Source organism: Xylella taiwanensis (genome assembly GCF_013177435.1).
Classification (GTDB): Bacteria; Pseudomonadota; Gammaproteobacteria; order Xanthomonadales; family Xanthomonadaceae; genus Xylella; species Xylella taiwanensis.
In genome coordinates this window covers 491,619-512,269 of sequence record NZ_CP053627.1, presented here as the reverse complement: position 1 = coordinate 512,269, position 20,651 = coordinate 491,619, and the positions used below count along the sequence as shown (strand labels likewise).

The following is a 20,651-nucleotide window of genomic DNA, read 5'->3' as shown; positions in this document are numbered from 1 at the left end:
AATCATTAAACGCTCAGCCCCGAAGTTTCGCTAACACCTCCGTGTCTGCCAATGGCTTTAGATTCGACCACGATGAATCATCGTTACGCAGACTAAATTGCTTCAAGCACATTCCAGAACAATCCATCCAGTCGGCTGTCGCCACCAACAATAACGTGAGGTGGGAAAACACTGTTTGTGCTGCGCCCCTATCATGGTGTAATCATCAGGCGCTGATAGCGACAACACCCCAGCAAAGCCATAGAAAACATGCCCGTCGACTGACGCAACCGGACGACGGGCATTATGGTGCTTCAGAACTTCATTCCAAGCTCGAACGTCACTGTGCGTGGGACATAGTTGATATCACCGATCCGATTGATTGCGATATCCGGTTGCAATCGTCCATCACTACCGAAACTGTTATAGACATAGGATGCGTAATTCTTGAAATTAAACGCATTGAGCAGATTCACACGTGCCGACAGCTTGAAATCACCAAACAGCGTGAACACTTTACTCGCCTGGAAATCCACCGTGCGATAACCCCAGATCTTACCCCCGACCAAGAACTTTCCGTTGCCTGGTGGAGTGACTCCAATCTGCTGGCACTGCGCGCCATCCGGATCGGTATAGCCATAGCAAGCAATCGTATTGATTGGAGTGGGCGTGGCCAGCACCATCTTGGCACCAAAGGTCATCCCCCACAGACCATCCATCGAACCAGAAACAACAAAACGGTGCGAGGCAACCGCATCGGACTTGACGAACGGATACTCATGAATCGTCGCCTTGTCGAATGCGAAGGGCTCGTCGATGCTGCGATTATGACGCGCACTGCTGTGCGTGTAGGCCACATTGACTCCCCAACCGGATTCCTTGGTATAAGGCTTCTCTGCAGACAACAACACTTGGCTACTACGCTGCTTCAGGCCATTCATGCCGAGAATCGTGTTCTTGTAACCAGGTACCGGCTCATCCCATGGCGCGCTGCCGGTGGCATCAAAGTACGTGCCATCCGGATAGCGGTTGACGAGCGACATCGCGAAACCATCATTACTCAATACACGCTGGAAAGTGACATCGGTCAGCCAACCTCCTATCTTGTTGCTGATGCCAATGCTGTATTGATCGCTGTAAGGGGTCTTAAGTCTATTGTTGAAGATAAACAGTTCACCACTGCCACTGACCCCAGCAATTGCATTCAATTGATCAATACCATTGAGATATTTCGGATCCCAAGGCACACAAACACGATCGGAGTGATAACACATGTTAGTGGCTGGATTCTGGAAATACACAGCAACCGGAGACAACGCCGCCTTACTAGTCTCATAGGCCATTTGTTCGAATAAATTACGATCATACGAGCGCCCAGCGCCGCCATGAATGACCGCCGCCTCGTCACCAAAAATGTCATAAGAGAAGCCAAAACGCGGCGCCCACCCGTGCTTGAAGTTATTACGGTTGTGACCATTGCTAATGTAATCGGCAACGTTGATGCCGCTAGACAGTAATCGATTGGCCCACGGGTGACCAGGATTCTCAGGATCGTCCGCATAAAGTGTTTCAACGAACGACCGTGAAGTCACAAAATCGGTATAGGCCGGATTGTCCTCGTAATCCCAGCGCACCCCCAAATTCAGGGTCAGTTTCTCATTGACATTCCAATCATCCTGAAGATAGATGCCGTACTGCTTGGCCCTGGTTTCCACCAAGGCCTTCTGTCCAGGTGTCGCATAGGGTGAATAGAAATCAACGCGGTATGGCGTCGGGGCCACCCCAGTGGGGTCAACCGCATAACTAAATTGCGGGTTCAACGAAGCTGCATCTTGCGCTTGCAGATTAATTTTCTTATAGCTGCCCCCCATTTTAATGGTGTGGTCACCATGCCACTTAAAGCTGGTAAACGTCAGATCGTTCTGCAACGACCAACCATTTTGACCACGGCGCTGCATGCTTGCGCCACCGTCAGGACCTACTGAAAGGAAGGTGTACTCACCGATATTAGGATCCGTTGCGTCCAGATACACGTAATTAAAACCATTGCCGATACTCATCGGATTAGGATTGTTCTTCGCATTTTCCCGGCTGAAGATCAGTTCATTAAACCAAGCATCATTACTGTGCTGCCAACGCAGGCTGCTGCGTTTGTCTTTATTGATTTTGTTTAGACCATGATCGGCGGCATTCTGACCACCAATATTATCGATTTGGGTTTCGTCACGGTACTGAACGCTCAATTCCAGGCGGTCATCCTCGGTTGGCTCAAAATCAATCTTGCCGAAATATAGATCTTCGTTGAACGGCAGATTTACAGGACCGTACTGCTGAGACAGATTAATCGGCAGAAAACCAATATAGGGTGCCGCACGCGGGTCAGCCTGGACGCTACGTGGTACAACATTGTCCTTGCCCTCGTAAGCAAAGAAAAAATGCATACGGTCTCGAATGATCGGTCCACCCAGTGAGAAACCATATTCCTTGGTCTGTGAATCAACCTTAGTATCGACCTCATCCGGCCGCCGGTCACGCAGATTTTGATTGGTATAACGGTAGAACGTCTCACCGTGGAATTCATTGGTACCGGATTTTGTCGCCGCCGTGATCGCTGCGCCGCTGATCTGACCATATTCCGCTTTGTAGTTGGAAGTGATGACCTTGTATTCGCTAATCGCCAGCTGTGGAAACGGATTACCCTGGGTGTCGTTCTGTCCGGAAATCCCTCCCTTGGCAACATAGCTCTTCTGTCCAATACCGTCTATATACAAATTACTGGCGCTGCTATTAGAAGCGCCACCGCGCAGCGTGGTGTGCCCTTGAGGATCAATGTTGAACGCCATACCTGGCACGGTGTCGGCAAACTCCAAGAAATTACGCGTGGCCTGTGGTAGTTGCTGGATCTGACGTAACGCGATTGTATTGCCAACCTCGGACGTTTTGACTTCACGGATGGTCTGTCCGGTCACTTGGACCGCATCCAAAGTCTTAGCATCACCACCGGCCAGTACACCGCCATCCAAATTGACAGTGACGCTCGAGGCCACACTCAACGTGACTCTGCGGGAAACGCCACCAACACTGATCGTGTATTCGCCAGGCGGAAGACCGACAATAGTGTAAGTACCGTCGGACAAAAGCGTGGTTCGGCGCACCAAACCGGTGGCTGTGTTAGTCGCTACAACCATGGTCCCAGCCTGCACTCGGCTCACTTGGCCATGCAGCGTGGCATTACTGCTCTGCGCGAATGTATCCGGCAGTGTCAAGTACAGACAAACGGCTAATGCGTAACAAAGCAAACTGCGTATCTGCAGCAACAGACTGGAGCAGGACTTTCTCATCTTGACTCTCTCCAAGGGTAACGAGTATTGCAAGCAAGGAACGGATCGGTTGGGGTTCGGAAGCAACGTTTCCATCAACAGAATATCTGCACGCGAGGCGTGAAGCACGGATGACGAGTTCCAAGATAATTGGTAGGAACATAAGCAGAGTGGAAATCGAGACAGACGTATCTGACAGTTGTTCCAGGTAAACACGAATCACACGCACCTCAAGGCCCAAACAAGCGCACACACATCGTAGTTAGCACCACTTTGACATCATTTGTGATCAGCACTTATTCAAGGCTACCCGGACGATGTCGCCTGATCCCTGAGAAACACCGTGACCGAACATGCTTAGCCACCTAAGAAGACCGCACCTTATTACATCGAACACGGCATCCAAGCACCATCGTATCCTGCCCAGTTACTGTCCAACATGGCCACCGCAATCCTATCGAACCTCCTTACCGCAGCCAAACGTTCTTGCGGAGGGCAGCACTCAACCAATGCATCAACGCAACAGCACATGGATTTACCCAATGTTATCCACAATAATCGGCCGATAAAAATGATGCTGCAATCACAACTGTTGAAAAAATATCAAGTCATCATTCACGCACCATAGTCGGTATTGATATCTAACACAGGATAGTGACTCAGATAATAGTGAAATAGCATGACCAGATTAGGCCAATAAACCAGGATGACCTTACCCACCAGCTAAGCCAAGTCCAGCAAGCTCAGCCGTTAAGCACCAACATAACCGGGCACCCCATCAAGCCGAATGTACTGCACATCAAGATATGCACTGGAAGATACAGGTCGTCGCTGTGCTCCACATTGTCAATTTCACGGCCCAAATCAAACAAAAAACCTGTCATACATATCAGACAACAGAGCACCGATCGTTTCAAAACTTGGGATAGTCACACTGCACTTGATAATGGGGATACAGAATAATTCAGCATATACATAACAGCGACCTGTCCCCTTCACGTATCCCCTTAATCCTATGGCAGCAACGATCTATCGTAGTGCGAGGCAATAACAACCGAAAGGTTGGCCATGCACGCCACTTTACCGATCATCGTCATACCACCCGTATCGCTCAGACTCATTCTCCTGACTCCAGAATGCCCAAAGATACAAACATCGGGTAACACGCTGTTAGAGCTGTGGATATCTACCATGATGAACCCATCGCGATATAACCGAACTCCGACACTGCGCAGGGCAAATCAACGAGTATCACGACACTTACTTAATCCTCGCGCTGATCAGAACCAGAATGCATCAATGAGATTAGCCCAAGCAAGATATTCAAGGATTTACATAACGCCTAGCGATAATGGAGATAACAGATAAGGGTTTAGAGCAACCATGCCGAAATCGACTTCTGCTATTAGAAGATAATACGGGACAACATTAGAGAACCACATGCACAATCTGTGTACCCCAGTCACATCTTCTTGTCGCAGTAGCACATTGCTGGGTTCTATTGACATTTCCTGGCATTGGCATACTGTTTTTTTACGTGAAAGCATCAGAATGTGGCGTTACGCTGCTGAGTAATAGAAGTGAAGTATAAAAGCAGCGCAAAGGCTATATTAAATTACTTGAGACGGTAAGCGGCTAAGATCCAACAGTAACCAACTAGGGCTGCACTCTCTAAAGCCTTAGCGATCATGCCACGCACAGACCGCGCTTTGTACCGCTTGCTGATAGGGTCGGGGCACTGGAATACGTTGTACATGCATTGTATTTCTCAACAATGGCAGCTAAACGGTGGTGACGAAGATAATGCAAGTCCCATGCATCCAAATCGATTCGACGATCACGGGTGCTCACCAGCATACGAGCAGGGACCCCCAAACAGCCACTCGGGGAGCTAGACATTCCCAAAGTGACTTGAATACCACACTGCATCTTGGGGTGAATGCTTCAAGCAAACCGTTGCAGTTGATCGTTACCTCAGGATCATTTCAATATATCTAGTGTGCAAGAGAAACTGTTCGGCCACCTCTATCCCAAAACCACTATATGTCAACATCAGATTAGGAGCTCGACACCTGTGTACGGACGATTTAATCCAACGCCCCCAGGGTGTCGTGCAGCGATTTTGTGTTCACCTCACTTGCCTATGCATTTGAAGCATGAATGAAAATGTACACAAGCTCCAGCAAGATATCCTCCTCAACTGGGAAATCGGCAACACTCTTATCCGCTACATGCTATGGTTTCGTCCCCCTGTGTGGGCACTAGCAACGATGTTTCAACATGAGCGCTGCATCGCAACAGCCGCTGATACTGCGATTGCTGAAGGATGTGCAGCAGCCTGACTCAGATACCCACCACACATAGTGAATGGCGGTGGCCGCATCTATCACCATGAAAAGACCCGCCTATACCGGCTAAGGGATAATATCGAGGATGCCCAAAAAGAACTCACCGCCCCTCTCGAAAGGAACCACACCTAGTCAGTCCAGCGTCGGCAAGCCAGGCTCATCCGAACTGCCATGGCCAGCGTCTGAGCGCCTGATGCGCCGCCCACTGTGGGCGCGCCTGCTTGGCCATATGCTTGATCCTTGGCTGGGTCTATCTATCGAGCCAGAACAGCCTAGTCAATATAACGATGGATGCCCGGTCGTATACGTACTGGAAGACTATAGCCTGTGCAATACACTGATCCTGGACAAAGCCTGTCGCGCAACCAAGTTACCATCGCCGCTGATACCACTGCCAGGCAATCCACTGCAGCGCAAGCGTGCTTACCTAGCACTGTCGCGACGAAGTTCCAACAACTCGCTGATCCCAAACCAGCGTGGTGGCAAGACACACTCCGACTCGCTAGCCAACCTACTACAAGCACACCGTGTACGTGACGACCTAGATATGCATCTGGTGCCAGTATCGATCTTCGTTGGACGTGCACCAGATCGACAGAGTGGCTGGTTCGCAGTGCTGTTCTCGGAAAATTGGGCCCTTGTTGGCCGCTTCCGCCGCCTGCTAGCCGTGTTGCTCAATGGACGCACCACCATTGTGCGCTTCGCTTCGCCAATCTCAGTACGTCAAACACTGAACGAAGGTTTGCCGCCTGAACGTACTCTGCGCAAGCTGCAGCGTGTGCTGCGCACCCACTTCCGCCGTATTCGGGAAGCGGTGATCGGTCCAGATCTGTCAACCCGTCGCTTACTGGTGGACAAGGTCCTGGCAACTGAAGCAGTGCGTGAAGCAATCGCCGCCCAAGCCAAGCGTGACGGGACCAGTCCGTCGGAAACCTGGCGTAAGGCCCAGGCTTATGCCTGGGAAATCGCCGCCGATTACTCCAGCCCTGTAATACGTTCGGCCGATTTTCTGTTCAGCCATGTCTGGAACCGCATCTATGCCGGTGTGCTGATGCACCACGTGGATAACTTCAAAGAGACCGCACTAGGACACGAAGTTGTGTATGTACCCAGTCACCGTAGCCATATGGACTACCTACTCCTGTCGTACTGTTTATACAAATGCGGCATCGGGTTGCCACACATCGTGGCAGGCATCAACCTCAACCTGCCTATCGTTGGCACACTGCTGCGCAAGGGCGGCGCATTCTTCATCCGTCGCTCAATCAAGGGGAACATGCTGTATTCAGTGGTGCTCAGCGAATACGTAGCGCGGCTAGTGGCCGGTGGCTATTCGCTCGAATATTTTATCGAAGGTGGTCGCTCACGTACTGGCCGCCTGCTGCAACCCAAAAGCGGCATGATCATGATGACACTGCAAGCTTTCTTGCGCCAGCCACGCAAGCCAGTACTGTTCCAACCGATCTATATCGGCTATGAGAAACTGATGGAAGGCACCAGCTACCTGGATGAATTGTCCGGCGAAGCCAAAAAAAAGGAATCAATCTGGGGGGTATTGTGGAATATTCCCAAGGTACTCAAACAGAACTATGGCCAAGTGGTGGTGAATTTCGGCGAGCCCATCGCACTCAACGACGTATTAGCCAAACTAGCCCCAACATGGGAAGGTCAACCACTTGGTGAAGACGAAAAGCCAGCTTGGTTGTCGAGCACCGTAGACCACTTGGCTCAGCAAATCCAGACTCGGATTAACAGCGCCGCTGACGTAAACCCAATCAACTTATTGGCACTTGCACTGTTATCCACACCTAAACATGCAATGGGCGAAGCCGACCTGATCGCGCAAATTGATCTGTGCAAAAAGCTACTCCTTGAATTGCCCTATTCAAACCGAGTGACCGTTACCCCACACACTCCTGAACGTATCATTGCCCACGCCGAGCAAATCAATATACTCACCCGCATCCCACACCCGCTTGGTGATGTATTAAGAGTCGAGGGAGATAATGCCGTCCTGCTGAGTTACTTCCGCAACAACGTGTTGCATCTGTTTACTGCCTCCGCGTGGGTGGCGTGTTGTTTTCAAAACAACCGACGCATGAGCCGCATTGCTCTGATCCGTCTAGGGCTAGGCATGTATCCATTCCTGCAAGCCGAACTGTTCCTGCCATGGAGCGAGGATCAGTTTGCCAAACACATCCAGCAGGTGATTGAATTATTTGTGCGCGAAGGCCTTCTGCTGTCCGCCGGCGACGAAGAGGAAGACATGCTCACACGCAACACCAGTCAGACGGATGAGGTGTTCCGCCTGCGTGCGATCAGCCATTCATTGCAACAAGCATTCGAACGTTACTACATCACCATTTCCATATTGGTGAAAAACGGCCCTGGCACACTCAGCGCATCCGAATTGGAGAGCCTATGCCAACTCGCTGCACAACGCTTAAGCCTGCTGTATGCATCGACCGCACCGGAGTTCTTTGACAAAGGACTGTTTCGCGGCTTTATCCAGAAACTTCGCGAATTGAAGTTAGTATGGCCAGACACATATAGCAAACTGGTATTCGACGAACGCCTAGACACCTCGGCTAAGGACGCTCAGCTTATCCTTGGCCGCGAACTACGACACACAATCGAGCGCATCAGTCCGGAAGCAACGAAACCTGCAAGCCAATAACGATTACAGCAACGGCACAACACAAACTGCCATTGTCGATGATGATGGTCTACATCTTTGCTGGCACGACGCGAACCTAACACACTAGATCGTGTTTTTATTTTCATGCTTCCTCCAAACGGACAAGCTAGCAAGGCGAAGATGAAACCACTGCTGGCACGCGTGTCGTCACGTATGGAAACCCGACGAAAATTACTCGATAAGGTTCAACACACACTTAACCACGTTTTCCTTTGCACACGAGATGTCCCGGCTTGCCCTGCATGAGGCTCAACCCTAATGGTTTTCCTGAAGCGCCTACCATCAAATCAGCTTGAGACTGAAACCAGGTTGGAAAGGCTTGAGTGTTTGCAGCCGACCGTTTTTGAAATCCCAGTGGAATACTGTTTACCATCCACGGTATACATGCCTCTCTCACGATATCAAGGAAACGGTGTCTGGCCGTTGCTCGGGCATGTCATAGCAGAACAGATGAAAGTCCAACATACCTCGATCGACCCGACGATTGTGCGCCATCAACGCAATTCCTTCGGTAAATGCAGCCACATCCCAAGTGTGCGAACCATCCATCACACGACTTGGAGGAGAGCCCGTGGTGGTCGACGGCCGTTAGTGACAAATCATATGCCTTGCACTGTGTGCGCTCTGCAACGTACTTCCATACTTGATCATTCAGCAGCATAACGCCCATCACTGACAAGTTCCCACAACAAGAACGCTGTCAACACATGGGAATGTCAACAGAAGCGCGTGCCACGCCCAGACCTATGATCGAAGAATCCATCTGCTTTCTAAGCACATGATGCAACCCGCGTTTAATCTGCAACTCACACTCGCAGTGTGAGCACATCACCCGAATCTGCCCATCAAGCATACGGTGCTTACTACACAATCCGATGAAACGCAGAACATGGCATCCTCTGGCAAAAAACTCTCCAAGACTGCGAGCGCACAGACCAAGCAACATCACCATCCACATATCCTCGTTTGGCACTGTATGCCTGCGTCAATACACCGGCTCCCAGATATCAACCCATCATCCACCAGCAACGGTGACCCAACTTCCTGCATACGGACACTCAACGGTGGATGATCGCCACGCTGACGATATGCAACACCGAGGTCTCTGCACAACTGCCTGCCACAACGCCGTTTCTAATCGTGGTGCATGCACCGCACGCTGCCGTGATTCGCAGAGATGAGAAACCGAGCACCACACACCAAGCGTATCTCGGTGGCACCATCGAACATGACCAGACTATGGCGTTGGCCCATACGTACCGGAACGGTGTACTCATCCAATGTGGTCGCACTCCAACAATACTTCTTCAGCACACCCGGCACCCCACCACACCCGGGTAACATCTCACCCACAGCACCACATGGGTCGGTATCGCCTCGACTTTACTTTGCACCTGCCACAGGGCTTTACACCATAATGATGTTCAAGTGCGTGTCGCAGCATGCTTCATTGGTATTGTGGACATGCTCGTTGGATGCTCTCTATATGGTTGGTAGACGACACATACCTCCAGCTCAGTCAACGGGCGTTCCAAGTAGCCAGGTTCACACTTTATATAAGCAAGGGACATGTTTAAATAGGCACTGTATTGGGACAGTCCGGGGGCGTGCCGCAGCAAGGATATATGCACACCGCAAGTCGATGTTGAGCCGGCATCCCACCTCAACCACCGCACCCCAAGATGCAATCACCCCTTGCTCAGTCACTCTCAAGACACAGCCGTCATCGGAAGTGCGATGCTGCTCAGCAACAATCCAAACCAGCTCAACAGCAAATGGTCAAAACATGATTTTGTCAACGTCTACCGGGTACAACGCTATTGATGGTACAGGGCATCGGCATACCTCACTCCCTCCAACCAATCTTCCGCACCTATGTAGGCTTGGCTGCAATTGATGAATCGGGTCACATCATTGATCTCGAAACACTGTTGTTTCTCAGCACCGAATACACCGAACACGCTTGGCACAACAACCAAATAAGAAGATGGCAAGCACAGCAGTCATCGTCAGTACGCAAAGCTGCTATAGAGCTAGATTGCTCCAGTGCAGCACCTTAATGCATTTTTTTATCAATTAAGCATCCAAGCAACCACATATGATGCGTAGCAATTCGGTTTTCTTGTCTGAATGCGGCAGTTAGACTCCAATGGCACCCCCAGCATGCGGAGCAGTGAAAGTACAACAAATACATATTTTGACTGCATCGATCCGAGATTTTTGCTGTCTTTGAAACCAGTCGTGGATACATCACCAAAACCGCTGTGATCTTCTACCGTACTATCGAGACTCATGTGTATTCTTTTGACCCGATCTTCTCTATATCTCCTGAACAGCAGAAACAATCAAATTCCCAATTTATTTCACAGAATCTAATAACGATACGAATACCTCTTGAACCGATTCCCACCAAGCCGGATAAACCACTTCCCAATCCTTGAAGTATCAATGCTGTAGCATCCATCGACTACGTTTAATGTACGTATTACATTTCAATATCCATCACCGGCTCAGGAATATTTATGCGCCGTTTCGCCGCCGCTCTCGCCTCCATCCTGTCGATTAACGCGATCGCCCAAACTCCGCCAATGACACCTGACATCACCGGTAGGCGATTCATCGTGCCAACCGAGATGAACAATTACATCAAGCGTGAGGCGATGATCCCGATGCGTGACGGAATTAAGCTACACACGGTCATCGTTGTTCCCAAGAAAGCACAGCATGCACCTATATTGCTCACGCGAACCCCATACAACGCCAACGACCGTATCGAACGTCTGCTGTCACCACACATGAAAGACCTCCTGCCGCAGGGGGACGACGTGTTCGCAACCGGCGACTATATCCGCGTGTTCCAAGACGTGCGCGGTAAGTACGGCTCGGAAGGCGACTACATCATGACCCGACCATTGCGTGGTTTACTCAACATCACCGATGTCGATCATGCGACCGATGCATGGGACACGATAGATTGGTTGGTGAAGCACATTAAGGAGTCCAATGGCAAAGTCGGCATGATCGGTTCGTCGTATGAAGGGTTCACTGTGGTGATGGCCCTGATCGATCCACACCCGGCGCTGAAGGTGGCTGCACCGGAAAGCCCGATGATCGATGGCTGGATGGGCGATGATTGGTTCAACTACGGTGCCTTCCGCCAAGTCAACTTTGACTATTTTTTCAGTCAGTTGACCAATCGCGGCAAGGGCTTATCAATCGCACGCCAAGGTTACGACGACTACAGCAACTTTCTGCAGGCAGGCTCGGCGGGCAACTACGGTAAGGCCGCAGGTCTGGAACAGTTACCCTGGTGGCACAAGCTCGTCGAGCATCCAACGTATGACACCTTCTGGCAAGAACAAGCGCTGGATAAGATCATGGCACGTACCCCGCTGAAGGTCCCGACGATGTGGTTGCAGGGCCTGTGGGATCAAGAAGACATGTGGGGTGCAATCCATAGTTATGCAGCGATGGAGCCGCGTGACGTACGCAACGACAAGAACTACTTAGTCATGGGTCCATGGCGCCATAGCCAGGTCAACTATGACGGCAGTAACTTGGGCACTCTCAAGTTCGACGGTAACACCGCATTGCAATTCCGTCGCGATGTACTCAAGCCATTCTTCGATCAGTATTTGATTGATAGTGCGTCCAAGGCCGACACACCGCCTGTGTTTATCTACAACACTGGGGAGAACCATTGGGACCGTCTGCAACGTTGGCCACGCAGCTGTGAGCAGGGCTGTGAGAACACATCAAAGCCGCTATACCTCAACGCTGGCGGCATGCTGTCATTCCAAGCACCACAGAAAAAGCAGAATGATTATGAGGAATACGTATCTGATCCAGCCAACCCGGTACCATTCATGCCACGTCCGATCAACTTCAAAGACCGTGCGATGTGGACCACTTGGCTGGTGCAGGACCAACGCTTCGTTGACAACCGCCCGGACGTGTTGACTTACCTCAGTGAACCACTGACTGCACCGTTGCACATCGCAGGCGTACCGCTAGTCAACCTGCATGCCTCTACGAGTGGCACAGATAGCGATTGGGTAGTGAAGCTGATCGATGTCTATCCAGATGAAATGGCATCTGATCCAAAGATGGGAGGTAACGAACTGGCGGTGTCACTAGGTATCTTCCGTGGCCGCTACCGCAAAAGCTTCCAGTATCCAACTCCAATTACAGCGAATCAGCCGCTGTTGTACCGTTTCGGATTACCCAACGCGAACCATACCTTTCTGCCAGGACACCGGATCATGGTGCAGGTGCAATCCACCCTGTTTCCATTGTACGACCGCAACCCGCAGCGCTACGTGCCGAATATCTTCTTCACCAAACCCGGTGATTACGTCAAAGCAACCCAGCGCATCTGGCACACACCGCAACAACCAAGCTTCATCGAACTTCCGGTAGTGGATCCTGCGCTATTAACGCACAGTACTCATGGAACGATTAGCACCTCTCACAAAAAATCGTGACCGAAGCCATCAACGTCTGCGTGGTGTGCATCACAAGTGTATTGTGCGGTGTGATCTTCAAATTCGACTCGCTGATGGTGGTTGAGATCATCCAACATCATGCCGTCGTCAGTGAAACACTGCGTTTTAGGCATTATCAGATCATCGTTCAATTCCTTGCCACAATAACGAATACAGCAAGCGGCTGTTTCGCTCTTTTTTGAATTTCTCCGGGAATACGTAAGTTAATGAGTGTACGTGTTACTCCTGTATCTCACCGCAGCACAGTACGTTCTTTAAAGCAGCGATTGCGTCTGCGTCAGACTCATCGGACTTGAATCACGCTATATCACCAACCAACCCATACTCAAAGCAGCGTCTACCCCTGTGGAGATGTCACTGCATACGGCACACATAGCGGCGGATAGCTTTGAAAAAAGACCACACTTGAGAAGCTGAAGCACATGTGATGAAGCTGTGCTTCAAGTTGACATCCAAATTGGCTTTACTGGAGAAAAATCCTGATCTTTCTCCGGAAGGATGGAACATGCGTCATGTGCACATTGAGGGATTCAAACCAAGTATTGACTGACTTGGAGTTATCCATACATGAGCACAAGAAAGAGATGACACTTGCGGGAACCCATCCAGATCAATCACATCTGTCGTCCATGCTCCCTACCGATGTCTGATCGATTGACACATCACTGCACCTTGGTATGTACCCAATGCACAAGCTGCTTGCATTGCGGCAGTACACTTAGACATCCCAACATCGCCATTCAATAGATTTTCCAGCCGCTTTTAGCTCTTCTAACAAGAACACAGCACTTGTCATGTGACAATGGCCAATCCAAGTCGTGTATGACTCGCCCACTCAGATCAGCGAAATTAGCTTACCGTTGTCGTAACGTTTGAACAGATCATTCAGATGCTTCCGGGATTATCTTGTCAAAAGCTCTTGAACAACTTGGTGAATATGCCAACCCGACTGGGTCATGACTTTTGCATTCAACACAGCCGTTGGCATAGATCGCACATGGCATGCTGATTGTGGTCAAAGATGCTCAATCGCAGCGCCTGCCAGTGCCATGCTAGTTGTCCATCTGCATTGTTAGAGTCTGTCAATCACTGGAAAACTTGCCAAATAGAAAATGGCGGGACACCGCACACGCTTGTCACTGGATCAGATTGGGCCATCGCTGTTCTCATTAATCTTTCAAGTCACCAGTTACATTCATTGATGAAAATGACGATTGATCAACGCAGCAAAAAGCAACAAAGCAACGTCCACAAGTAGCTGGTCGAATCTCGCTGCAACCCGATGATGGGCATATCAATTTCTTTGAACGCATAGAGATACAGTCAATTTTTTCAACGTTGAGAAAATTTCTGGGATGGTGGCAAAAGAATCGAACAGCCAAATATGCAAGCTGAAAACCACACTGTCCTCGGATCGATACTGTACACAGAACCCACCATAACCAGCACGGCAGCGCCCTCGATATACAAATCAATGCGCTACGCAAAGATTTCGATGCCCGGTAGTAAGCCATTGAAGATCGGACTAGAACAGAGGATCACATCGCCAAGCATTAACAAGGCGCAATACTCAGAAACGCATCTCATAGAAGAAATATTGGTAGTGCAAGCAGATGAGAAAATCAAACGCTGCTTCCATCAACGTATCCACTGTTCCAGATTATCAACGCTCTATGAAGCTTAAGAACCACAATTGAAAACACCAGACGGCCTGATGCCGGTACCTCAATAACATGATGATCCTTTCCACACAACAGCATTAAGCCCTTGTACAGCACAATTCGTATTCCTACTACTAGATTAATTTCGAGGAACGTTAAGTGTTCCGAATGTTCCGCGTGACGCCTCATAAGCGGCACATCACCTGGACAGTTGACAGATCGATAAGCTTGAACGCTGCATTGCTTACCGACAGATCCTGCGCTTTACAACTCACTGTCATCTCAGATCGGGCTGTTTCCCGATTTATCGGACGATCCAGACACACAGCACGCCTGCCAGCAGGTAAAAAGCATGCGAAGAGGAAAGCGTACAAAGGAGATGGCCCCACCGGTTAATCTCGGCACCCGCATCAATCAATACCGTTGCTGCCTTCCGGCCCTGGCGGGGTTTTCGATCTAGCGTCGCGAGGGACCGGCAGGGCCACCATAACACTCAAAGCAACTTGGAGGACCTTAAACGCCGTTTTAGAGGCAATGGACCTTAACGAACCCTTCAAAAGGTAGGCTTACGCCACCTAACTCCACCGCTGCTCATCTGGGGATTGTAGCGCTTCATGCAGGCGAGTCGCCAGCTTATGCTACATGATGATGCTGCGATCACTTCCGTACACCGGATCATGGTAGATAGGCGCAATCAAACGCCTAAAAGTGAATGCTATCAAACGTCGCTAACCATAGAGTACACATCACCTGCTCATCATTCTGTGCGTCAGCCGATGTTGTTGCCATCGTGAATCTGTACACATTCATCAACACTCAAACATCGGAATGAAACGTCACCGTTCACTCAATAGACGTCGAAATAAAATGCCCTCCAAATAGATCCATGGAAGAACACATCGTTTGGATCCTGCGGAGATATTAAAAACCGATAGCCACATTGGACACCGACGGGAGGCATATATGACTGCTGCCAGAAAATAAAATCATCCCCAAGGGCATTCACGGGGACAACACATGCAACAACCGACGTGACAAACCCTCCGAAAGCACCCCTGCAGAACGTTGCTTCATGCAACGGCCTTGACATCCGCCTCTGGTGCAAAACAAATCATCTGCAGCAGTAATGGCAACATGTGCGGCTGGCTTACTATTTCAGCAACACCCCAAGCGCGACACGTACTATCGCCCGATCCTGCATCGCCCCGATCAGGAACATCAGGCAAGCAAGGTATCGAAAATGTGGATATCAGGGTACTGCGTTCCCCGTTTTTTGAGTGCTTCTCAGAGCTTGGATCTGCACACCGCACTTTCAATCCAGTGACGCCAGGTCAGCGACCCATGCCCACGCCGGACCTCACGCTTGCTGTGTCAGCATGTGTGCGCTATCAATACGCCACTGGGTGAAAGCGCCCCCATCCGGGACACCACCGACGCACGGGATCACCGTGCGTCAGCCTCCATACCCAAGACTAAAAACCCAGCTGGTAACGCAGGCCAAGGCTATCGTCGCGACCACGTGCACCAAAGTGGTGCTCCACACCCATGTTCCACTGTCCTGCGATCCCCCCTACCGGCCAGACCATTGATAATCCAAGGACACCGCCCGAACGACCGGGCCACGGTGCAGCCACCAAGGGCGTCCACGACGCTGTCGCCGTGAAGCTGGCGTGGGGATTCAACCCGTTCTGACGCAAGGTCTGCTGCCACTCACCATAGCCCCGCAGCATCACACCACGCCAGCCCCACTGCGTACGCACACCGGCCAGTAGCTGACTGCGCGTGGCTTGAGCGGCCTGCACCTGTAAGCCAAAGCCCGCACCCCCCTGCTCCTGAAATCCATCTGTCCGCAGCTGGGTTTGATCCAGGCCAAGATACGGAGTCAAGGCCCATGCACCCTGGCGCCAGTGATAGCCAGCCTCCACACTGCCGCTGAAAAATTGCCCGCGGTAGCGGCTGGATGTCCAATCGCTCCAGTCACCCAGTTGCAGATGCCGGTCCAGGCGCCGCTGGAAACTGCCAAAACCAAGCTGGCCCAAGACATACAACGGACCCTGGGTGCGCTGCACATACACGTGTCCTTGCACTTGTCTGTCCAGCCCACGCAACCCTGCCACGCTCCCGGATGGACTGGCATTGATCTGACCAAAAGCAAAACCAACAATGTCGCCGGAGGCCAGTTGTGTATCGTGTCCAAGTAACCATCCAGACAGGGCGAATGTGCCGCCGGCGGCCCCATCTTGGCCGGGACCACCCAAGGCCTGACGCCACGTCACAACACGCTCACCAGGCGTACGCTCATCCAGACGCGTGGCAAGGCTGCGCCGTCCCACATCAATGGCATCAAAGCTGGCCGCCGCCGCCGCAACATGCCCTTGCCCGGACAAACTTTGCAATGAAGCCGCCGCCACCTGCGGGCTAGACGATTGTTGCAAGGCCGCCGCCGCCGCAATAAAAGTGCTGGGCAACCGGCCACGGCCTTGGGCCTGCTGTACGTCAAGCTCACGGAACGCATGCTCGACACGATTGGCAGAAGCCTGCGCAACATCATCGACAATCCCCAATGCACGGGCCGCCGCACTGACGTCCAGGCGTTGGAGCGTCACGTTAGCATTGTTGCCATCGTAGTTAAGCTGACCTTGTCCAAGCAGCACCGCCGGACCCCAGGTCAACCCCGAGAACGTGCCGGTCAAGCCACCATCGGCATGCAACACGCTGTAGAAGGTATTCAAGCTCACATAATCACGCTTGCCCAGCACCTGCAGTTCGCCCCCTTTGAGGATGGCACTGCCTGCTACGCTCAGTTGATCGCCCACATGCAACGCAAGGCGCCCTGTCTCTGATTGGATGTAATCGCCCTGGAGCTTGAGTCCATCGGTCCCAATCTCCAGGGTCCCGGCATTGCTCACCCCGCCGCCGAAGTGACCGCTACCAATCAACGTCGCACTATTACCCACGCTCACCGCGGACGCACCCAAGCTGGACACCTGGAGGGTCCCTCCTAGCACCTGGGTCGCCCCAGTGTATTGGTTGTTGCTGCCAGCCAGCACCAGCGTTCCGTTACCCCCCTTGATCAAGCCGCCGCTGCCGCTGATGTCATTGGCCCAGGTTGAACGCCTGTCATCGAAGTTGACCTGAACATCGCCCCAGTCAAACTTGGCCGGACCCAACACCGCTTTACCCACATTCAGGGCGCCATAGCCGAATACTTCGTCCACACCCGGTGCGCCGAGATCGGTGGCCGTCCCAAGCAGGGTCTGACGTACCAGGTCGTTGCTGAAGTATGGAAATGCCTCCCACACCAACGCCGCTGCACCTGAGACCAACGGCGCTGCAAATGAGGTGCCTTGGATTGCCTCATAGCCCTTATGACTGTAAACATCGCTGGTAGTCATGGTGTAATCAATAGCCACGACATCACCCGGCGCAGCCAGGCAATAGTGCATTGCGATGCCGCAGTGATTCGAGTAAGAAGCCAACTGGTCCGGGTGATCAAAACTGTCTAATGCAGCGACCACTAACCACCCTCTTTCCAGGTCGGCTGCCGATGGCGCGCCTTCCATAGTGGGCAAGCTTGGCAGCCTGGCAGCTTGGCCTGGTTGTGGTTGGCTTTCGTTACCACTGGCGAATACCACCAACCCATTGTTGCCGAGTACAAAGTCACGGTAGGCGTTCACGAAAAAACCAGTGATCCTTCGACTCGTCCATACTGGTTCATCGCCCGTGTCCTCGTCCTCATAGCCCCATGAGTTGTTCTGGATACGCACTCCTGCAGCGCTCATGTCGGTATTCATGCGCTGTATGTGTGATGCTTCTCTTTCAAAAAAACTTCCGATGACTTGGCCGCTATTATTTTGTCCTGCTTTAGCTTCAGCTTCAGACGAGAAAACACGCGCTGAGAAGATGGACGCACCGGGTGCGATGCCACCAGGCCAGTATTCAACTGGCTTACCAGCAGCCAGCTGTGCCACTTGGGTGCCATGGCCACCAACATCATCTGGAGTCGAAGGGTCTGAATGATCCACATAGACATTATTGCGGATCACCTTCCCCTGCAACGCGATGTGGTTACGATTCACGCCGGAATCAACCACACCAATAATGTAGCCATTACCAGTCAAACCAAGCGCATGCGCGGCTTTGGTATTAGTCAAATCAAGGTGCGCGTTGAACTCGGAAACTATCGATGGTTCCAGTGGGGGCAATGATGGTGTGGTGGTCGATGGTGGTGTGGTGGTCGATGGTGGTGTGGTGGTCGATGGTGGTGTGGTGGTCGATGGTGGTGTGGTGGTCGATGGTGGTGTGGTGGTCGATGGTGGTGTGGTGGTCGATGGTGGTGTGGTGGTCGATGGTGGTGTGGTGGTCGATGGTGGTGTGGTGGTCGATGGTGGTGTGGTGGTCGATGGCGGTGTGGTGGTCGATGGTGGTCTCTCTGGAAGGACTAATCCGCCGCCGCCGCCGCAGGCACTCAAGACCGTCGCCAACGTTGATGCCAGAATCGTTCTGGCAACAAATATCTTTTGCATCGTTTTCATTTGTCCTTTAATAGGCATGACCGAAACACACTTCATGTTCTTATGTAATTTATGTGATGAATGCCCATTATTATCACGCAAGTAATTGATTTAATACAAGGCAAATAGACGTTAGATTCCCTGTCTCAGAAGATATTTAAGAGTCACCAAGCACATCACCAGCGTTGTTTCCTGCGTTCGACTCAACCACATACTCTCTATCAACCATCACCATTGCTGCTATCGCCACCAGGTTTACCAATAGCGTCGCCATGCCGGCGAGCTCTCCAAAGTGATCATGGGCTGCCTTGCCCCTACCTTAGAAAGCAGCTTCGAAGTCATCACCAGCACTCGCTGTCGCACTTGATGGATCCGCCATTCCCCCAAGCGCCTACTTATAAAACGTAGGTCACGGCATTGGAGGCAACAAAGCTCACATGGCTTACCCCACGGGATCACGCATGTGTATACGGAAGACACGTATTCAGGTCATGCCGTATTCGCTCAGAATCAACTTACGCAAGGTCATCCAGCAGCACTGGGGAAATACTCTTGCTTCGTTTGTCGCCAAGCTGATAGGCGTCAATCAATCACCGGACATCGACATACTTGTTGTTCAGCCGAGTTAAGTCGATGCATATCGTCTTTGATTCATTGCTCTTTGAGCAACGAATGCGGCATCAAAAGTTCAGGGTGTTTAGAAGCTAAATTCTAAAGGGGTTCGCAATCGAATCGAATGTTCTTGGATATTTCCAACGACATGACAATGATGATAGTCATCAAATCACTAAAGCCTGATTATGAATTGCGACTATCGGCCTATAAATTGAAGCATTATGGATGTCCACATATCACAATAAAGAGGTATCAGACCATTTAAAATCAATGATTTATAAAGATTATATGAGAAACTCCAGCGATTTCTGTACACCGAAAAATTTCTGTACGATGGTTCCTGACTGTTGACCTCGCCATCAACCCTTCATGAGCGTGTTTACCATGATGTACCTCATCTCGCGCTTTGCGCAGGTACGCTGGAAAGCGCAGCTTCACCCTCTACCGCTTTGGTGACAGCGAAGCAATGGCGTTCGCTATCGAATTGATTTAATTTAAATTAACCGCGAATTCCAAAAACTGAATGCGCATATGCTTGACACTCGAATCTTGGTCGTCATCATGTTGGGCGCGCGCATCTGCGCGTTGCCTAACTAACGACGAGGATTGAACGAATGAGTATCAACAAGCTTCTGATCGCACTGGCGATGGGTGTAACCCTTGCTGCGTGCGGCCCAAAGACACCAGAGCCAACAAGCCAGGATTCCAATCCTGCTAATAATCCTGCAGCTAGCGAGGCCCAAGCCGCCGCCGACCAAGCTGCTGCCAATCCACCTGCTGAGACAACCCCAGGTGCCGCCGATACTGCAGCTGCAGCTAACACCGCAGCTGACGCTGCCGCAACCACAACTCCCCCAGCAGATGCTTCCAAGCCTGCAGGAAGTCCCGCCAACAAGCCCAAAGACACTGCAGAACCAAAGAAGTAATCCTTCTTCAGTACTTCACGTGTTCAGGAAAGCCGCTGGTTTGCCAGCGGCTTTCTCCTGGGCTTTTAACTGACCGTATACAACC

General features: G+C 51.3%; 9 protein-coding genes and 1 other RNA gene. 6 read left to right on the top strand and 4 right to left on the bottom strand.

Annotated elements, in window-relative coordinates:
* Nucleotides 1-293 precede the first annotated feature (293 nt).
* The gene (locus PLS229_RS02035; protein WP_038272440.1) at nt 294-3,320 is read right to left on the bottom strand and encodes a TonB-dependent receptor; all 3,027 of its coding nucleotides are present in this window, start codon (nt 3,318-3,320) and stop codon (nt 294-296) included.
* Nucleotides 3,321-5,455: 2,135 nt separating this feature from the next.
* On the opposite strand from PLS229_RS02035, the gene PLS229_RS02030 reads away from it, so the two are divergent.
* Together PLS229_RS02030 and plsB are read left to right on the top strand one after the other, a co-directional pair.
* Nucleotides 5,456-5,641 carry a hypothetical protein gene (locus PLS229_RS02030; protein WP_038272442.1) on the top strand — a complete coding sequence of 62 codons (186 nt, stop codon included), beginning with the start codon at nt 5,456-5,458 and terminating at the stop codon, nt 5,639-5,641.
* 91 nt (nt 5,642-5,732) lie between these two features.
* Nucleotides 5,733-8,324 carry a glycerol-3-phosphate 1-O-acyltransferase PlsB gene (gene plsB, locus PLS229_RS02025; RefSeq protein WP_038272444.1) on the top strand — a complete coding sequence of 864 codons (2,592 nt, stop codon included), beginning with the start codon at nt 5,733-5,735 and terminating at the stop codon, nt 8,322-8,324.
* 1,155 nt (nt 8,325-9,479) lie between these two features.
* Here plsB and PLS229_RS02020 read toward each other — a convergent pair.
* Nucleotides 9,480-9,689, bottom strand: a complete 210-nt coding sequence (locus tag PLS229_RS02020; RefSeq protein ID WP_038272446.1) for a hypothetical protein — start codon at nt 9,687-9,689, stop codon at nt 9,480-9,482.
* Nucleotides 9,690-10,867: 1,178 nt separating this feature from the next.
* On the opposite strand from PLS229_RS02020, the gene PLS229_RS02010 reads away from it, so the two are divergent.
* Together PLS229_RS02010 and PLS229_RS02005 are read left to right on the top strand one after the other, a co-directional pair.
* A complete protein-coding gene (locus tag PLS229_RS02010; RefSeq protein ID WP_038272448.1) occupies nt 10,868-12,829 on the top strand; it encodes a CocE/NonD family hydrolase in 1,962 nt (653 codons plus the stop codon).
* Nucleotides 12,826-13,032 carry a hypothetical protein gene (locus tag PLS229_RS02005; RefSeq protein WP_038272450.1) on the top strand — a complete coding sequence of 69 codons (207 nt, stop codon included), beginning with the start codon at nt 12,826-12,828 and terminating at the stop codon, nt 13,030-13,032. Before PLS229_RS02010 ends, PLS229_RS02005 begins: the two co-directional genes overlap by 4 nt.
* A gap of 1,861 nt (nt 13,033-14,893) precedes the next feature.
* On the opposite strand, the gene ffs is transcribed toward PLS229_RS02005, so the two are convergent.
* Nucleotides 14,894-14,990: signal recognition particle sRNA small type (gene ffs, locus PLS229_RS02000), an RNA gene on the bottom strand.
* Between the two features lie 993 nt (nt 14,991-15,983).
* Nucleotides 15,984-19,037, bottom strand: coding sequence for a S8 family serine peptidase (locus PLS229_RS01995; RefSeq protein ID WP_171898042.1), 3,054 nt, complete (start codon nt 19,035-19,037; stop codon nt 15,984-15,986).
* Nucleotides 19,038-19,486: 449 nt separating this feature from the next.
* Between PLS229_RS01995 and PLS229_RS01990 the strand changes: the two genes are divergently transcribed.
* Nucleotides 19,487-19,654 (top strand): hypothetical protein, encoded by a 168-nt coding sequence (locus tag PLS229_RS01990; RefSeq protein WP_160199297.1) that lies wholly within the window; start codon nt 19,487-19,489, stop codon nt 19,652-19,654.
* Between the two features lie 600 nt (nt 19,655-20,254).
* The gene (locus tag PLS229_RS01985) at nt 20,255-20,566 is read left to right on the top strand and encodes a hypothetical protein (RefSeq protein WP_038272945.1); all 312 of its coding nucleotides are present in this window, start codon (nt 20,255-20,257) and stop codon (nt 20,564-20,566) included.
* The last annotated feature ends 85 nt before the right edge of the window (nt 20,567-20,651 follow it).

What these genes read in the sequence shown, in the direction of transcription:
- PLS229_RS02035 (WP_038272440.1), bottom strand. Translation starts at nt 3,320, where the DNA reads ATGAGAAAGTCCTGCTCCAGTCTGTTGCTGCAGATACGCAGTTTGCTT.
- PLS229_RS02030 (WP_038272442.1), top strand. Translation starts at nt 5,456, where the DNA reads ATGAATGAAAATGTACACAAGCTCCAGCAAGATATCCTCCTCAACTGG.
- plsB (WP_038272444.1), top strand. Translation starts at nt 5,733, where the DNA reads ATGCCCAAAAAGAACTCACCGCCCCTCTCGAAAGGAACCACACCTAGT.
- PLS229_RS02020 (WP_038272446.1), bottom strand. Translation starts at nt 9,689, where the DNA reads ATGTTACCCGGGTGTGGTGGGGTGCCGGGTGTGCTGAAGAAGTATTGT.
- PLS229_RS02010 (WP_038272448.1), top strand. Translation starts at nt 10,868, where the DNA reads ATGCGCCGTTTCGCCGCCGCTCTCGCCTCCATCCTGTCGATTAACGCG.
- PLS229_RS01995 (WP_171898042.1), bottom strand. Translation starts at nt 19,037, where the DNA reads ATGCAAAAGATATTTGTTGCCAGAACGATTCTGGCATCAACGTTGGCG.
- PLS229_RS01990 (WP_160199297.1), top strand. Translation starts at nt 19,487, where the DNA reads ATGTGTATACGGAAGACACGTATTCAGGTCATGCCGTATTCGCTCAGA.
- PLS229_RS01985 (WP_038272945.1), top strand. Translation starts at nt 20,255, where the DNA reads ATGAGTATCAACAAGCTTCTGATCGCACTGGCGATGGGTGTAACCCTT.